The 14,576-nt window shown below is 61.2% G+C and carries 10 protein-coding genes; 7 read left to right on the top strand and 3 right to left on the bottom strand.

Going from position 1 to position 14,576, the window contains the following annotated elements; all coding sequences use genetic code 11:
- Positions 1-51: 51 nt before the first annotated feature.
- A complete protein-coding gene (locus MN188_RS04025; RefSeq protein WP_242106311.1) occupies positions 52-921 on the top strand; it encodes a LysR family transcriptional regulator in 870 nt (289 codons plus the stop codon).
- A gap of 133 nt (positions 922-1,054) precedes the next feature.
- Here the strand turns inward: MN188_RS04025 and MN188_RS04020 are convergent, their stop codons facing one another.
- The gene (locus MN188_RS04020) at positions 1,055-2,872 is read right to left on the bottom strand and encodes a M3 family oligoendopeptidase (protein WP_242106310.1); all 1,818 of its coding nucleotides are present in this window, start codon (positions 2,870-2,872) and stop codon (positions 1,055-1,057) included.
- 99 nt (positions 2,873-2,971) lie between these two features.
- Here MN188_RS04020 and MN188_RS04015 point away from each other — a divergent pair, with 99 nt between their 5' ends.
- Positions 2,972-3,799, top strand: a complete 828-nt coding sequence (locus MN188_RS04015; protein WP_242106309.1) for a fumarylacetoacetate hydrolase family protein — start codon at positions 2,972-2,974, stop codon at positions 3,797-3,799.
- A gap of 12 nt (positions 3,800-3,811) precedes the next feature.
- Here the strand turns inward: MN188_RS04015 and MN188_RS04010 are convergent, their stop codons facing one another.
- Complete coding sequence (locus MN188_RS04010) at positions 3,812-4,408, bottom strand: class I SAM-dependent methyltransferase (RefSeq protein ID WP_242106308.1); 597 nt, start codon at positions 4,406-4,408, stop codon at positions 3,812-3,814.
- Between the two features lie 153 nt (positions 4,409-4,561).
- Between MN188_RS04010 and MN188_RS04005 the strand changes: the two genes are divergently transcribed.
- Complete coding sequence (locus tag MN188_RS04005; RefSeq protein ID WP_242106307.1) at positions 4,562-7,102, top strand: penicillin-binding protein 1A; 2,541 nt, start codon at positions 4,562-4,564, stop codon at positions 7,100-7,102.
- A 455-nt stretch (positions 7,103-7,557) separates the two neighbouring features.
- The gene (locus MN188_RS04000; RefSeq protein ID WP_242106306.1) at positions 7,558-10,353 is read left to right on the top strand and encodes an Rne/Rng family ribonuclease; all 2,796 of its coding nucleotides are present in this window, start codon (positions 7,558-7,560) and stop codon (positions 10,351-10,353) included.
- A gap of 64 nt (positions 10,354-10,417) precedes the next feature.
- Here MN188_RS04000 and MN188_RS03995 read toward each other — a convergent pair whose 3' ends face one another.
- Positions 10,418-10,645, bottom strand: a complete 228-nt coding sequence (locus MN188_RS03995) for a sulfurtransferase TusA family protein (RefSeq protein ID WP_242107375.1) — start codon at positions 10,643-10,645, stop codon at positions 10,418-10,420.
- A gap of 115 nt (positions 10,646-10,760) precedes the next feature.
- Between MN188_RS03995 and MN188_RS03990 the strand changes: the two genes are divergently transcribed.
- The 3 genes from MN188_RS03990 to MN188_RS03980 are packed head-to-tail and all read left to right on the top strand — an operon-like array spanning position 10,761 to position 14,169.
- Positions 10,761-11,513 carry a cytochrome c biogenesis CcdA family protein gene (locus MN188_RS03990; protein ID WP_242107373.1) on the top strand — a complete coding sequence of 251 codons (753 nt, stop codon included), beginning with the start codon at positions 10,761-10,763 and terminating at the stop codon, positions 11,511-11,513.
- A 59-nt stretch (positions 11,514-11,572) separates the two neighbouring features.
- Positions 11,573-12,811: a hypothetical protein gene (locus tag MN188_RS03985; RefSeq protein WP_242106305.1), complete on the top strand. Its 1,239-nt coding sequence runs from the start codon at positions 11,573-11,575 to the stop codon at positions 12,809-12,811.
- Positions 12,808-14,169, top strand: coding sequence for a cytochrome P450 (locus MN188_RS03980; RefSeq protein WP_242106304.1), 1,362 nt, complete (start codon positions 12,808-12,810; stop codon positions 14,167-14,169). Before MN188_RS03985 ends, MN188_RS03980 begins: the two co-directional genes overlap by 4 nt.
- Positions 14,170-14,576 lie beyond the last annotated feature (407 nt).

Below are 14,576 nucleotides of genomic sequence, written 5' to 3'. Positions count from 1 at the left end.
GGATTTTTCGACACGGGAATTGCACGATTGCACAAGACTGGGGGCTCAAGAATGCAGTGGGACGACGCGCGGATATTTCTCGCATTCGCCCGCGAGGGGTCTTTCAGCAATGCCGCGAAACGCTTAGGGGTGCGGCATTCCACCGTGTCGCGGCGCATTCACGCCTTGGAAGAAAACCTCGCGACAGCACTCATAGAACGAAGCTCCACGGGTTACGTTTTGACCAAGGCCGGACAAGATCTTCACAAGACAGCCACCCGGATGGAAAATGAATTGTTGGCGTTCGAGGCCGAGAGCAGTGGAGAGAAGGAAGACGTCGCTGGAGAACTCCGCGTCGCAGCCATCGCGAACATGGCCTCAACCGTTTTGATGCCAATTTTTTCCCGCTTTTTGAATGCCTACCCGAACATCGACCTTCGAGTTGAAGTCACCAACGACTCCGTGCGGTTGGCTGAACGCGACGCGGACGTTGCGTTGCGGCAGACAAATTCTCCAGGCAAGACACTGGTTGGAACGCGGCTCACAACCGTTGCCTCAGCCGTCTATGGTTCAGCGGACTATTGCGCTGCAGTTAAGGCCGGCGAAGCCGAGGAAACGTGGGTCGGCGTGGATTGCTGTGACTACCATCGGGCCTGGACAAAACAGGCTCGCCCCCAGGGCGACCATTCTTTCGTTGTTGACGAAACATCGCTGACCGCGGCTGCTCTGAAAGTAGGGCTTGGCGTCGGATACCTCCCCTGCTTTCTAGGTGACAGTGATCCTGCACTGACGAGGTACCGTGAGCCGGAGATCCAACACAACCTTGGGCTCTGGCTTCTCTACCATCGCGACCTGCGCAACACTAAACGCGTCACCCTGTTTCGGGAACACATGCAGCGCGAGATCAAGAGCGTTGCTGTTCTCTTTGAGGGGTCAGCTTGAAGGGCCGCCGACAAACTTCCCCGTAGAGGACGACTTCAAGCAGGGAGCCGCCGCGGTTCGTTGAACGCCGTACGGCCGCTTCGTCTTACATAACGCACACCGGGCCGCGATGAACCCGGTGTGCGATCAATCCTTACCCTTCCATCGCTTCCAGCTCATCAATGAAGCCCGAGATCATGCTCAGGCCCTTGTCCCAGAACTTGGGGTCCGAGGCGTCCAGGCCGAAGGGGGCCAACAGTTCGGAATGGTGCTTGGATCCGCCCGCGCGCAGCATGTCGAAGTATTTCGGCACGAAATCCGCGTCGCCCTCCTGATAAACCGCGTAAAGCGCGTTCACCAGCCCGTCACCGAAGGCATAGGCATAGACGTAGAAGGGCGAATGCACGAAATGCGGGATATAGGCCCAGAAGGTTTCATACCCGGGCTGGAACTCGAACGCCGGGCCCAGGCTTTCGGCCTGCACCGACATCCACAGCGCGTTGATGCCCTCGGGCGTCAGCTCTCCTTCGGCGCGGGCGGCGTGCAGCTTGCATTCGAAGTCATAGAACGCGATCTGGCGCACGACGGTGTTGATCATGTCCTCGACCTTGCCGGCCAGAAGCACCTTTTTCTGCGCCGGGTCGTCGGTGGCATCCAGAAGCTTGCGGAAGGTCAGCATTTCCCCGAACACCGAGGCGGTTTCGGCCAGCGTCAGCGGGGTCGAGGACAAAAGCTCGCCCTGGTCGGCGGCCAGCACCTGGTGCACGCCGTGGCCCAATTCATGCGCCAGCGTCATCACGTCGCGCGGTTTGCCCAGGTAGTTCAGCATCACGTAAGGGTGCACGTTGGTCACCGTCGGATGGGCGAAGGCACCGGGCGCCTTGCCGGGCTTCACACCCGCGTCGATCCAGCCCTTGGTGAAGAACGGCTCGGCCAGCTTGGCCATTTCCGGGTCAAAGGCGCCATAGGCGTCCATCACCGTCTTGGTGGCCTGGTCCCAGTCCACCACGCTGGTGTCTTCCATCGGCAAGGGCGCGTTGCGGTCCCAGGTCTGCATCACGTCCAGCCCCAGCCATTTACGCTTGAGCTCATAATACCGGTGGCTGAGCTTGGGATAGGCCTTCACCACCGCGTCGCGCAGCGCCTCGACCACCTCGGCCTCGACGTGGTTGGCCAGGTGGCGGCCGGTCTGCGGCGCGGGCATCTTGCGCCAGCGGTCCTCGACCTCTTTTTCCTTGGCCAGCGTGTTGTGCACGCGGGCAAACAGCCGCACGTTATCGCCAAACACCCGCGCCAGTTCATGGCTGGCCGCCTCGCGCTTGGCGCGGTCAGGGTCGGTCAGGAAATTCAGGCAAGCCTCAAGGTTCATCTCTTCGCCGTCCACCGTGAACATCAGCCCGGCGATGGTTTCGTCGAACAGCTTGTTCCAGGCGGCGGCGCCGACGGTGGACTGGTCGTGCAGAAAACGCTCCAATTCATCCGACAGCTGATGCGGCCGCATCGCGCGCAGGCGGTCAAAGATCGGTTTGTAACGCGCAAGGTCGGCATTTGCGCCAAACAGCGCGTCCAGCTTGTCGTCTTCGATCCGGTTCACTTCCAGCGAATAGAACACCAAGGGCGCGGTGAAATCGGTGATTTGTTCCTGGCAGTTTTGCAGGAACTGCGCCCGGTCGGCGTCCGTGGTGTTCTGATAATAGCGCAGGCCCGCAAAGGACATGATGCGCCCGGCGATCAGGTCAATCTGCTCATATTCCTGTACGACGCGCAGCATTGCACCTGCGTCCAGCCCGGCCAGATTGCCCTCATACGCGCCCGCGAAATCGGCACAGGCGGTTTCCAGCCAGGCCAGATCACGCGCCAGTTCCGGCGCGTCGGGGGCGGCATAAAGGTCCGTCAGGTCCCATTCCGGCAGGTCACCGAAAGCATCACCTCCAAGGGTGGCATTGGCGTCGAAGAGGGGCTGATTGCGCATGGGAACTCCTTTAAAGATGTTGCCAAGACATAGGGCGGGCGCGAGGTGGTTGCAATCACCACTGCGAGGTCTAGTGTTGGGCCAACAAAGGAGGGTCACATGCGGTTCGTGCGGTATGGAGAGGCCGGGGCGGAAAAGCCCGGCGTTCTGGACGGGGCAGGGGGCGTGCGCGACCTGTCTGGTGTGATTGATGAACTTTCGGGCGACGTGCTGGGCGCGTTGCCGAAGGTGAAGCCCGAAAAGCTGCCGCTGGTCGACGGCAATCCGCGCCTAGGTCCGCCGATTGCCGGGGTGGGCAAGTTTCTGTGCATCGGCCTGAACTTTACCGACCATGCCGCCGAGGCTGGTATGGAGCCGCCACCCGAGCCGATCCTGTTTCACAAAGCCACATCGGCAATTGTCGGTCCCACGGACCCGATCAGCCTGCCGCGCGGGTCCGTAAAGACCGATTGGGAGGTCGAATTGGGTGTGGTCATCGGCAAGGCGGCGAAATACGTCGATGCGGATGAGGCGATGGATCACATCGCGGGCTATACCGTGGTCAATGACGTGTCCGAGCGGGAATATCAGATCGAACGCGCGGGCCAGTGGACAAAGGGCAAAAGCTGCGACACCTACGGCCCGATCGGCCCCTGGCTGGTGACACCGGACGAGGTCGGCGATCCGCAGGATCTGGACATGTCGCTGGACGTGAACGGCAAGCGCATGCAGACCGGGAACACCGCGCGGATGGTTTTTCCGGTGGGTCACGTGATCAGCTATCTCAGCCAGATGATGACGTTGCATCCTGGCGACATCATTGCCACCGGCACCCCTCCGGGTGTCGGCATGGCCAAGCGGCCGCAGACGTTTCTGAAAGAAGGCGATGTGGTCGAATTGACAATCGAACGGCTAGGGTCACAGCGCAGTCAGGTCATCTCTGACTGATCGAACACTGTTTTACCCCATGTATCGTGCCAGCCAGATCGAATGGCCCTGGCATTCCGGGTCTTCGGGCACAAAGGCGATCGGGGCAAAGCCTGCGTCGATCATCAGCTTGCGGTATTCGTCGGGCGACAGACTGGCGTGAAAGACGCTTTCGCCTTCGACCTCACCAATCGCTTCGCCTTCGCTGGGGCCTGAGGTGAACATCAGCACCGCGCGCGGCGCCGCATGGGCCGCGAAGGTGGCAAACATGCCCCGCTGATCGTCAGCAGACAGGTGGAAAAAGCTGTTCCAGGCTAAAATCACGTCGAAAACCGCCTTCAACTTCAACCCGCGCATGTCCGCATGGACAGCCGTGGCGCGTGGCAGGTTATGTCGAAACAGCGCCACCATCGCCGAGGCGCCATCCACGCCCGTCACCTCGCAGCGTCGGTCGCTCAGGTAAGCCGCGATCGGTCGGCCAGGGCCACAGCCCAGGTCCAGCACACGCCGCCCAGGCGCATGGGCCAACAGCCGGTCCAGCCATTTACGTTCGAACAGGGTGCGGTCGCGGCGCCGGTCGAAACCGTCGGCAACGTGGTCATAGGTGGTCAGGATACTGTCTGGGGTCATGGCTCCTGCCTAGCAGCCCGGTGAGCACCCACAAGCGGGAAGGTCACGCCGGCGCGAAAAACGGCGTGAAAACGCCGAAATTCACAATATGGGGTTTTGACCGCCCACCCTCATCCCGATATAGGGGGAACGGTTTGGTTTTCGGGGGCGCGCGTGGTCCGTTTCATCCTAGGCTTTTTTGGCTCGATCTTTACATGGATCACCCTGGCGGCAGTCATGGGTGTCTTGATGGTCGGCGCCGTGTTCTGGACCTATTCCCAGGACCTGCCGAGCCACGAACAGTTGTCCAGCTATACTCCGGCGACGATCAGCCGAATTTATTCAGGCGAAGGCCGCCTGATGGACGAATTCGCCCGCGAACGGCGCCTGTATACGCCGCCTGAACAGATCCCGGACTTGGTGAAACACGCCTTCATCTCGGCCGAGGACAAGAATTTCTATTCACACCAAGGGTTTGACCCGCGCGGCATGGTGGCGGCAGCGCTTGAGGCACTGCGCGGCGGGCGACTGCGCGGTGCGTCCACCATCCCGCAACAGGTGGTGAAGAATTTCCTGCTGTCGTCGGATCGTAAGGCCGAGCGCAAGATCAAGGAACTGATCCTGTCAGTGCGTCTGGAAGGCGCTTTGTCCAAGGATGAAATCCTGGCCTTGTATCTGAATGAGATCGACTTGGGCGTGCGCAGCTTCGGCGTGGCGGCGGCGGCGCAGAGTTACTTCAACAAATTGCTTGAGGACCTGACGCCGGAAGAGGCCGCGTTTCTCGCGATTCACCCGAAAGCGCCCTATAGCTACAACCCCGCGAACAATTACGACGAGGCGCTGAAACGGCGTAACTATGTGCTCGAAGAGATGTTCGAGAACGGCTATGTTGACCGCGCCGCCTATGACGCGGCGTTGGCGACGCCGATCCGCACGGTGCAGACCGGCGACATGGCCTCGTTCCGCTCCACCATGCCGTCGCGCGATTATTTCACCGATGAAATTCGCCGCCAGCTCAGCCGCAACTTCGGCGAAGAAGAGTTTTTCAACGGCGGCCTGTCGATCCGCGCCACGGTAGACCAGGACTTGCAGTTGAAGGCCGCCGCGTCGCTGCGCGCGGGACTTGAGAAATACGACCGCAGCCGCGGCGTCTGGCGCCCGACCGGCGAGGCGCTGAGCGAGGCGCAGATGGCGGACGAAGCCACTTGGCGCGCCGCACTGGCCGAGGTGAAGATGCCGCGCGATATCGCCGGCTGGCATGTTGCGGTGGTGCTTGAGATCGGCAGCCAGGACGCGCGCATCGGTATTGAGGGCGTCGAGAATGACGACGACGGTCACTGGATCCCTGCCAAGGACGTGACCTGGGCGCGCCGCTACGACACGGAAAGCGACAGCGTGGGCCGCAAGGCACGCGTCGCGGGTGACCTTTTGCGGGTCGGCGAGGTCGTGCATGTGCGCGCGATGACCAAGGACAGCGACGGCAGCTTCATTCGCTGGACCCTGCGGCAGGTGCCGTTGGTTCAGGGCGGGTTCATGGCGATGGACGTGAATACCGGCCGTGTGATTGCGATGCAGGGCGGCTTTAGCTATCAGCATTCGGTGTTCAACCGTGCCACGCAGGCAACGCGCCAGCCCGGGTCAAGCTTCAAGCCATTCGTCTATGCCGCCGCATTGGATAGCGGCTTCAGCCCGGCCACGATCGTGATCGATGCGCCGATCGAAGTGGAGAGCGGCGGAAAGATCTGGCGGCCGAAGAATGCCTCGAACCAATTCTATGGACCGACGCCTTTGCGCACCGGGATTGAACAATCGCGGAACCTGATGACCGTGCGCCTGGCGCAGGAGATCGGCATGGAAACCGTGGCCGAATATGCCGAACGCTTTGGGGTTTATGAACGGATGAACCCGTTCCTGGCCAACTCTCTGGGGTCCGAGGAGACCACTCTGTTCAAGATGGTCGCAGCCTATGCGATGTTTGCCAATGGCGGTGAACGGGTGGAGCCCACCCTTGTTGACCGGGTGCAGGACCGCTGGGGCAAGACGATTTATCGCCACGATCAGCGCGTTTGTGACGATTGCCAGACCGCGTCGCTCGCGGGCGGGCAGGGGCCGCGCATCGTGTCGGACCGTGAACGCGTGATGGATGCGATCACCGCTTATCAGCTGACCTCGATGATGCGCGGCGTTGTCCAACGCGGCACCGCATCAAGAACCGTGAACCTGGGCGTGCCCACCGCCGGCAAGACCGGCACCACGAATGATGGCAAGGACGTCTGGTTCGTCGGCTTCACCTCGAACATCGTGGCCGGTTGTTATATCGGCTATGACCGCCCCCGCACGATGCCTGGGGCGTCTGGTGGCGGCATGTGCGGCCCGGTGTTCAACACCTTCATGAAAGACGCGATCGAAGAATTTGGCTCGGGGGATTTCCGCATTCCGCCAGGGGGGCATTTCATCAAGATCGATCGCTTTTCTGGTGCACGCCTGCCTGACAGCGCCAGCGGCGACCATGTGGTGGCCGAGTATTTCCGCGACGGCGAAGAGCCGCTGTTCGGCGTCATGTTCGACGGTGGCTTTGCGATGGGGGCGAACCTCCCCCTGTTCCTGCCGGGTGAAGGCGGCGCGACCACCGAAGTGGTGACCTCGGACGGAGAGGTTGTGGCCATCCCCGACAAGGCCGATTTCGGCTCGCTGTCCTCAGGCGGCCTTTACTGATCCTTCATCTTTGCCGCCTTTGATGCACGGCGAATGTGCATTTGGGCATTTTCGCCATTGTCATTGGCGGGGGTCAGCCCTTATGTTCAACCCAGACGGTTGATCGCACGTGATTGTCGTGCCCGTCGAAAAGTTTCGCTGTTTTCGGACCCGGGTGAAGGCGCACCGCGCCGCATCGGATCCAGACAGAGAAGGCCGCAAGGCCAGAGAGATTGCCCGCGTCTGATACAGACCGGGTCGTGAACGCGCCCTCACAAGGGGCCGGAATGGGCATCGAAGACGATGCCGGAGAAGAAACGCGATGACGCGCGAGAGGTTCGAGCAGCACAAGGTCGGGGTCCAAGGGCCCGCGATACCCGTGCCGAACGCCGCGGCGTCTTTCGCCCTGACAAGTCACCCGAATTCAGCAACCTCCCCACCAAGGGAGGCGCCCGGTTCCGGTGCGATTGGACAACATGGCAAAGAAGATGCTTATCGATGCCACCCACGCGGAAGAAACCCGCGTCGTGGTGGTCGACGGAAACAAAGTTGAGGAATTCGACTTTGAATCGGAAAACAAACGCCAGCTAGCTGGTAACATTTATCTGGCAAAAGTCACGCGGGTCGAACCGTCGCTTCAAGCGGCGTTCGTTGACTATGGCGGCAACCGCCACGGTTTCCTGGCGTTCTCAGAAATCCACCCGGATTACTACCAAATCCCCGTGGCCGACCGCGAAGCGCTGATGGCAGAAGAACGCGCCTATGCCAAGGCGCAGGCCGAAGAGGATGAAAAGCCCAAGTCGCGCCGCCGCCGGTCACGCTCGCGCTCCAAGCCCAGAACGGATGGCGTCAACACTGACACGACCAAGGCTGAAGAGGCCAAATCGCAGGACGCCGTTGTGACGAAAGAGCTTGAGGGCGCGCCCGAAAGCATGGACGTGATCGAGCTGAACGACGCTGGCACCGACCCGGATGAAGGCCATTCGCCGATGGATCTCGTCGAAGAGACCCCGGTTGTTGAGCCCGAGAACGGCGCAGCGGAGCAGGCGAAAGCCGAGGACGCGCTTGTTCAAAAGGCAGAAGCGACAGCTGAAGACGCATCCGAGGATGACGACGCAGGTGACGACGAGGACGACGCGCCCCTGGATCCGACCGAAAAGGACGACCAGATCGAAAGCGTTGCCGAAGAGGACGTGGCTGAGGAAATCCGCACGCCCCGCAAGCCGCGCCCGAAGAAATACCGCATTCAGGAAGTGATCAAGGTCCGCCAGATCCTGCTGGTTCAGGTCGTGAAAGAAGAGCGTGGCAACAAGGGTGCCGCCCTGACCACCTACCTGTCGTTGGCCGGTCGCTACTGTGTCCTGATGCCCAACACCGCGCGTGGTGGTGGCATCAGCCGCAAGATCACCAATGCCGCCGACCGCAAGAAGCTCAAGGAAATCGCCAACGAGATCGACGTGCCCGATGGCGCCGGTCTGATCGTGCGGACCGCAGGGGCAAAGCGCACCAAGACCGAGATCAAGCGTGACTATGAGTACCTCAAACGACTGTGGGAACAGATCCGCGAACTGACGCTGAAATCGATCGCGCCGGCGAAGATCTATGAAGAAGGCAACCTGATCAAACGCTCGATCCGCGACCTGTACAACCGCGAGATCGATGAAGTGTTCGTGGAAGGCGACGTGGGCTACCGCACCGCCAAGGACTTCATGAAAATGATCATGCCGTCCCACGCCAAGAACGTGAAACACTACACCGACACGCAGCCGCTGTTCGCCCGCTACCAGGTCGAAAGCTATCTGTCGGGCATGTTCAATCCGACCGTGCAGCTGAAATCCGGTGGCTATATCGTGATCGGCGTGACCGAAGCCCTGGTGGCGATCGACGTGAACTCGGGCCGGGCCACGAAAGAAGGTTCGATCGAGGACACTGCGACCAAGACCAACCTGGAGGCCGCCGCTGAGGTTGCGCGCCAACTTCGTCTGCGCGACCTGGCAGGGTTGATCGTGATCGACTTCATCGACATGGAAGAACGGCGCAACAACGCCAAGGTTGAAAAGCTGTTCAAGGACAAGCTCAAGACCGACCGCGCCCGCATCCAGGTCGGCCGCATTTCCGGCTTTGGCCTGATGGAAATGTCGCGCCAGCGCCTGCGCCCCGGCATGATCGAGGCGACGACCCAGCCCTGCAACCATTGCCACGGCACCGGTCTGATCCGCTCGGACGACAACCTGTCGCTCAACATCCTGCGTCAGCTGGAGGAAGAGGGCGTGCGGCGTCGGTCGCGCGAGGTTCTGGTCAAGGCCCCGATCGGCATTGTCAACTTCCTGATGAATAACAAGCGTGAGCACATCGCGCAGATCGAGGCCCGTTATGGTCTGTCGGTGCGGATCGAAGCCGACCCGTTCCTGATCTCGCCCGATTACACGATCGAGAAGTTCAAGACCGCCACGCGTTCCGTGCCGGAAGCATCCGCGCCGGTCGTGTCGGTCGATGCCTCGCTGATGAGCGACATCGATGACGAGGTGGTAGAGGCCGAAGTGATCGAACCGTCGGAAGACGGGGACGAGACGCCGAAGCCGAAGAAACGTCGTCGTCGTCGTCGTCGCCGGCGGCCCTCGTCCTCGACCACCAATGGTGAGACCGAGGCGACAACCTCCGAAGACGGCACCAGCGGCGAAACCACAGCTGACGTTTCTGCCGACCCCGCGCCGGCCGCCGAGGCGGCCGCCGAGGAGGAGGCCGCTCCGGCCGCCGAGGCAAGTGATGCGGACGAAGCCCCGAAGAAGACCACGCGCACGCGCAAGACGACTTCGACCCGATCAACGCGGTCGACATCGTCCAAGGCGAAAGCGGCTGCGACCAAAGACGCGGCCGACCCGGCAGAGACCAAGGCAGAGACCGCCGAGGAAAAGCCGAAGAAAGCCACGCGCACACGCAGCACGGCGAAGAAGAAGGCTGAAGAGGCCGCGACAGCGACCGATGAGACCCCGGGTGAGGACGCGGAAAAGCCCAAGAAGACCACGCGCACGCGCAGCACGACGACGAAGAAGACGACCAAGTCGTCGACTGCCAAGTCGAGCAAGGCGACCACGTCAAAGGCCAAGGTAAAGACCGACGGGGCAGACGCCACTGCTGCACCGGTTGCCGCCGAACCGGCCCCCGTGGCGTCGCCGACGCCCACACCGGAACCGGTCGTGGCAAGCGCCCCGGCAGAACCCGAAGGGGAGCCCAAGCCCAAGAAAAAGGGCTGGTGGTCACTGGGGCGCTAGTCCGGGGAACTGATCTGGACGCCTTAAAGAAACAGCAAACGCCGGGTCATCGCACCCGGCGTTTTCATGTCCGGCGGATGAAATACTGCGTGACTTCTCCCTCGGCGCGATGGCCCAGAAAGTCATAGCCTTGTTCGACGCAGAAATGCGGCACGTCGATTACCGCCGCCGGATCCGTGGCCACCAGCCGCAACACTTGCCCCGGTGCCATACCTTTCAACCGCTTGCGCGCTTTCAGCACGGGCAGCGGACACAACAGGCCAATGGCATCAAGGTCGTCGTCAAACTCCATGTTGGCGACATAGGGCAGGGCGGGCGGCCTGTCCATGCCGGGGCGCAGTCAGATTTCGCGCAGATGTGACAGGGTGACAGGTGACGCGGCGGCCGTCAGCGGATACATGAAGAACATGTTCGGATTCGAAATCATCGACGCGAGCCTTCTGCCCGCGCTTTTCATCGCCCTTGCCGCGGGTTTGCTGTCTTTTCTCAGCCCCTGTGTCCTGCCGATCGTGCCGCCTTACCTGGCCTACATGTCCGGGGTCAGCATGGGCGACCTGTCCGAAGGCAAGGGCGCGTCGCGCAAGGCCGTGCTGACTGCGCTGTTTTTCGTGATGGGCCTGTCCACGGTATTCCTGTTCCTGGGCTTCACAGCCTCGGCTTTTGGCGCGTTCTTTTTGCAAAACCAAAACTATTTCAACATCTTCGCAGGTGTTCTTGTGATGATTTTCGGCGCGCACTTCGTTGGTGCGATCCGCATTCCTTTCCTTGAGCGTGAGGCAAGGATCGACGCGGGTGACCAGGGCGGCAGCGCGTTTGGCGCCTACCTTCTGGGCCTGGCTTTCGCCTTTGGCTGGACCCCGTGCATCGGCCCGCAACTGGGTGCGATCCTGTCCCTTGCCGCCAGCGAGGCCAGCGTGGCCCGTGGTACGCTGCTTCTGGCGGTCTATGCTGCCGGGTTGGGCATTCCCTTCATTCTGGTTGCCGCCTTCTTCCCGCGCATGACCGGTGTCATGGCCTGGATGAAACGGCATATGGAGCGGATTGAACGCATCATGGGCCTCTTGCTCTGGACCATTGGGCTTTTGATGCTGACCGGCGGCTTCTCGGCCTTTTCCTATTGGCTGCTGGAAACCTTCCCAGTGTTGTCCGCCCTTGGGTAAAGCCTTAATCCCCCGGTTTTTTCCTGTATAAGGTGTAAAACTAGGCGGCAGTTGAGCAGATGTCAGGCACACGCGATCATGAGGTGAAACGGCGCCGGGTGTTCTACATTCCCGGTTATGACCCGATTCACCCGCGCCGTTACCGAGAGCTTTATCGCAAGGAAGGCCGCGCCCAGGGTCAGATTTCGGGCTACCACGTCGACTTGATCGGCCGATTGGGGACGGACACCTATGGCTGGCAAGTCACCGGGCATATCGACGGGGCGGAGACTGAGGCTGAGTTTGACGTTCTGGTCTGGTCTGACATCGTGCGCAGTTCAATGGAGCTGAACATTCCTGCAACCTATCTTCTAATGGCCCGCACCGCCTGGACCTATATTCGGACTGGCGCGCTACGCCGCCTCATGCAATTGCGCAAAGGTCCGGTGATTGCGGCGCTCTATCCGGTTGGCATGTTGATCCTGCAACTCGTGCTGGTGCTCATGGTCGGCGCTTTGCTGGGTGGCTTGGCGCGCTGGGGCGGCGGGTTGCTGGCGCCACTATTGGGCGCGGTTTCGGGCCTCGTGGTCTTCCTGGTGACGCTCGTCGGTCTAATGCGCTGGTTTCGCAAAATCGACAACCGGCTCTACGTTTACTACCTGATGCACGATTACAGCTATTCGGCGGCGTCCCGAGGCGCGAACCCGCCCGAGTTGGAGACCCGCATGGCCAGTTTTGCTGACGCCATCGCCGACGCGCTCACCAGCGACGTGGACGAAGTTCTGATCGTCGGCCATTCCTCGGGCGCGCATCTGGGCGTGTCGATCCTGGCCGATCTGGTCCGCGCGGGTCGCGTGCCCCCAGATGGCCCCGCGCTTGGCTTTCTGTCGCTGGGGCAGGTGGTGCCGATGGTGTCGTTTCTGCCGGAAGCCCACCGCCTGCGCGCCGATCTGCATGACCTTTGCCAAACGGACGCGCTGACCTGGATCGACGTGACCGCCCCCGGCGACGGTTGTGCCTTTGCGCTGTGTGACCCGGTTTCGGTCTCGGGCGTCGCACCCGCGACAGGGAAACGCTGGCCTCTGGTGGTGTCAGCGGCCTTCACTCAGACGCTCAGCCCGGAACGCTGGGCCGAATTGCGCTGGCGCTTCTTTCGCCTGCATTTCCAGTATCTCTGCGCCTTCGACCGACCGGGGGACTATGATTACTTCCAGATCACCGCGGGGCCGCGAACGCTGGCCAGCCGTTATGCTGACCGCGCGCCGTCGAAAAGCCGGATCGAGGACCCGGTGTCGAAGTACACGGGGCTTGGCCGATGAAATTGCCCCCGAAACCCCCGGCGCGCGCTGGCAAAGTGTCGCTCTGGCGCTACATGAAGCTGTTTCGTCGCGATATCCTGTCGGCCCAGCCCGCGCGCCTGTACCGCGCCTGGATGGCCGAGTTTCGCACGCCTTTTTTCCGCAGCTATATGTGCAACGATCCCGATCTGGTGAACTTGGTTCTGAAAGAACGTCCGGACGATTTCCCAAAGTCCGATCGGGTGCGAGAAGGGTTGGCACCGCTTCTGGGCAACTCGGTCTTCGTCACCAATGGCGAGGTTTGGAAGCGCCAGCGCCGCATCATCGATCCCGCCTTTGAGGGCGGGCGCCTGCGCGATGTTTTCCCCGCGATGTGGGGCGCAGGCATGGCGGCGGTGGAGCGGCTTGCCCCCCTGGCAGATGGTCAACCGGTTGAAATCGAGGCACAAACCAGCCACGCAGCGGCGGACGTGATCTTTCGCACCCTGTTTTCGATCCCCATCGAACACGAGGTCGCGGGCGCGGTGTTCAGCCGCTTCAAGGACCACCAACGTGCGCAACCGGTGCTGAATCTGGGCGCGCTTCTGCCGCTTCCCAAATGGTTCCCGCGGTTTCATGCGCGTAAGACGAAACAGACCGCGCGCGACATCCGTTCCCTGATCACCCAACTGACCGAAACGCGGATGCAGGCGATCCGCGCAGGCCTCGCGCCTGATGATCTGGCCACCAAGATCATGACGACGCCGGACCCTGAGACGGGTGAGACCTTTGATGCCGACGAAATGGTCGACCAGGTCGCGATTTTCTTTCTGGCAGGGCATGAAACCAGCGCCTCGGCGCTGGCCTGGGCGCTGTATCTGCTGGCGATGCATCCCGAGTGGCAGGACAAGGTGGCCGAGGAGGCCTTGGCGATCGATCCTGAGAAAATCTATTTCTCGACCATGTCCAAGCTGCGTCAGTCACGCGATGTGTTTCGCGAAGCGATGCGGCTTTACCCACCAGTGCCGATGATGGTGCGCGAAGCGACCTGCCCTGAGACCTTTCGTGACCGCGTTGTGCGACCGGGCAGCCAGATCGTGCTCAGCCCATGGCATTTGCACCGTCATGAACGGATCTGGGACCGGCCCGATGCTTTCGACCCCGGTCGGTTCGCGACGCCTGAGGGCAAGCAATGCCTGCGCGACGCCTATATCCCATTTTCCGCCGGGCAGAGGGTCTGCCCCGGATCGGCGTTTGCGATGATTGAGGGGCCGCTTTTGTTGTCGCTGCTGATTCGAACCTATCGCTTCGAACAGGTCGAAAAGCGGCCGGCAATGCCGGTTGCGCACCTGACACTGCGCGGAAAAGACGGGATTTGGTTGCGACTTACTTTACGTTGACGTTAGGTCGTCTGTCGATCTGATGGATAAGAAAAGTTATTTTAAAACAGATACCTGTCAGATTTTGCACGATGAATTCGCATTGACGGAGCGGACCGCGCCCCTTTTTTCCCCCTGTGCGGGTCGCCTGAAATTTGACATATCAGTCATACACGATGCGCGGATGGGTGGGATCGCTGCGTGTCATTGTTAAGAGTTAGATGATGCAAGTTGCTGCCACAGATCGCCACTTTCACGCAATTTTTCGAATTCCGTTGCCGGCTTGGCGTGCGGCCCCCAAGGGCGGTCAGACCAGGGCGGTTCATGACGAAGACCACGTATCGCGCGAAGAAATCCGAAGTCTTTTTAAATGCGACCTGAATCCCGCTGATTGCTGCAAAATGGGCTATTCACCACAAGAGCAGCGC

The organism is Aliiroseovarius subalbicans (assembly GCF_022678625.1).
Classification (GTDB): Bacteria; Pseudomonadota; Alphaproteobacteria; order Rhodobacterales; family Rhodobacteraceae; genus Aliiroseovarius_A; species Aliiroseovarius_A subalbicans.
The sequence above is the reverse complement of the archived record's forward strand: the minus strand, read 5'-3'. Positions and strand labels throughout refer to the sequence as shown.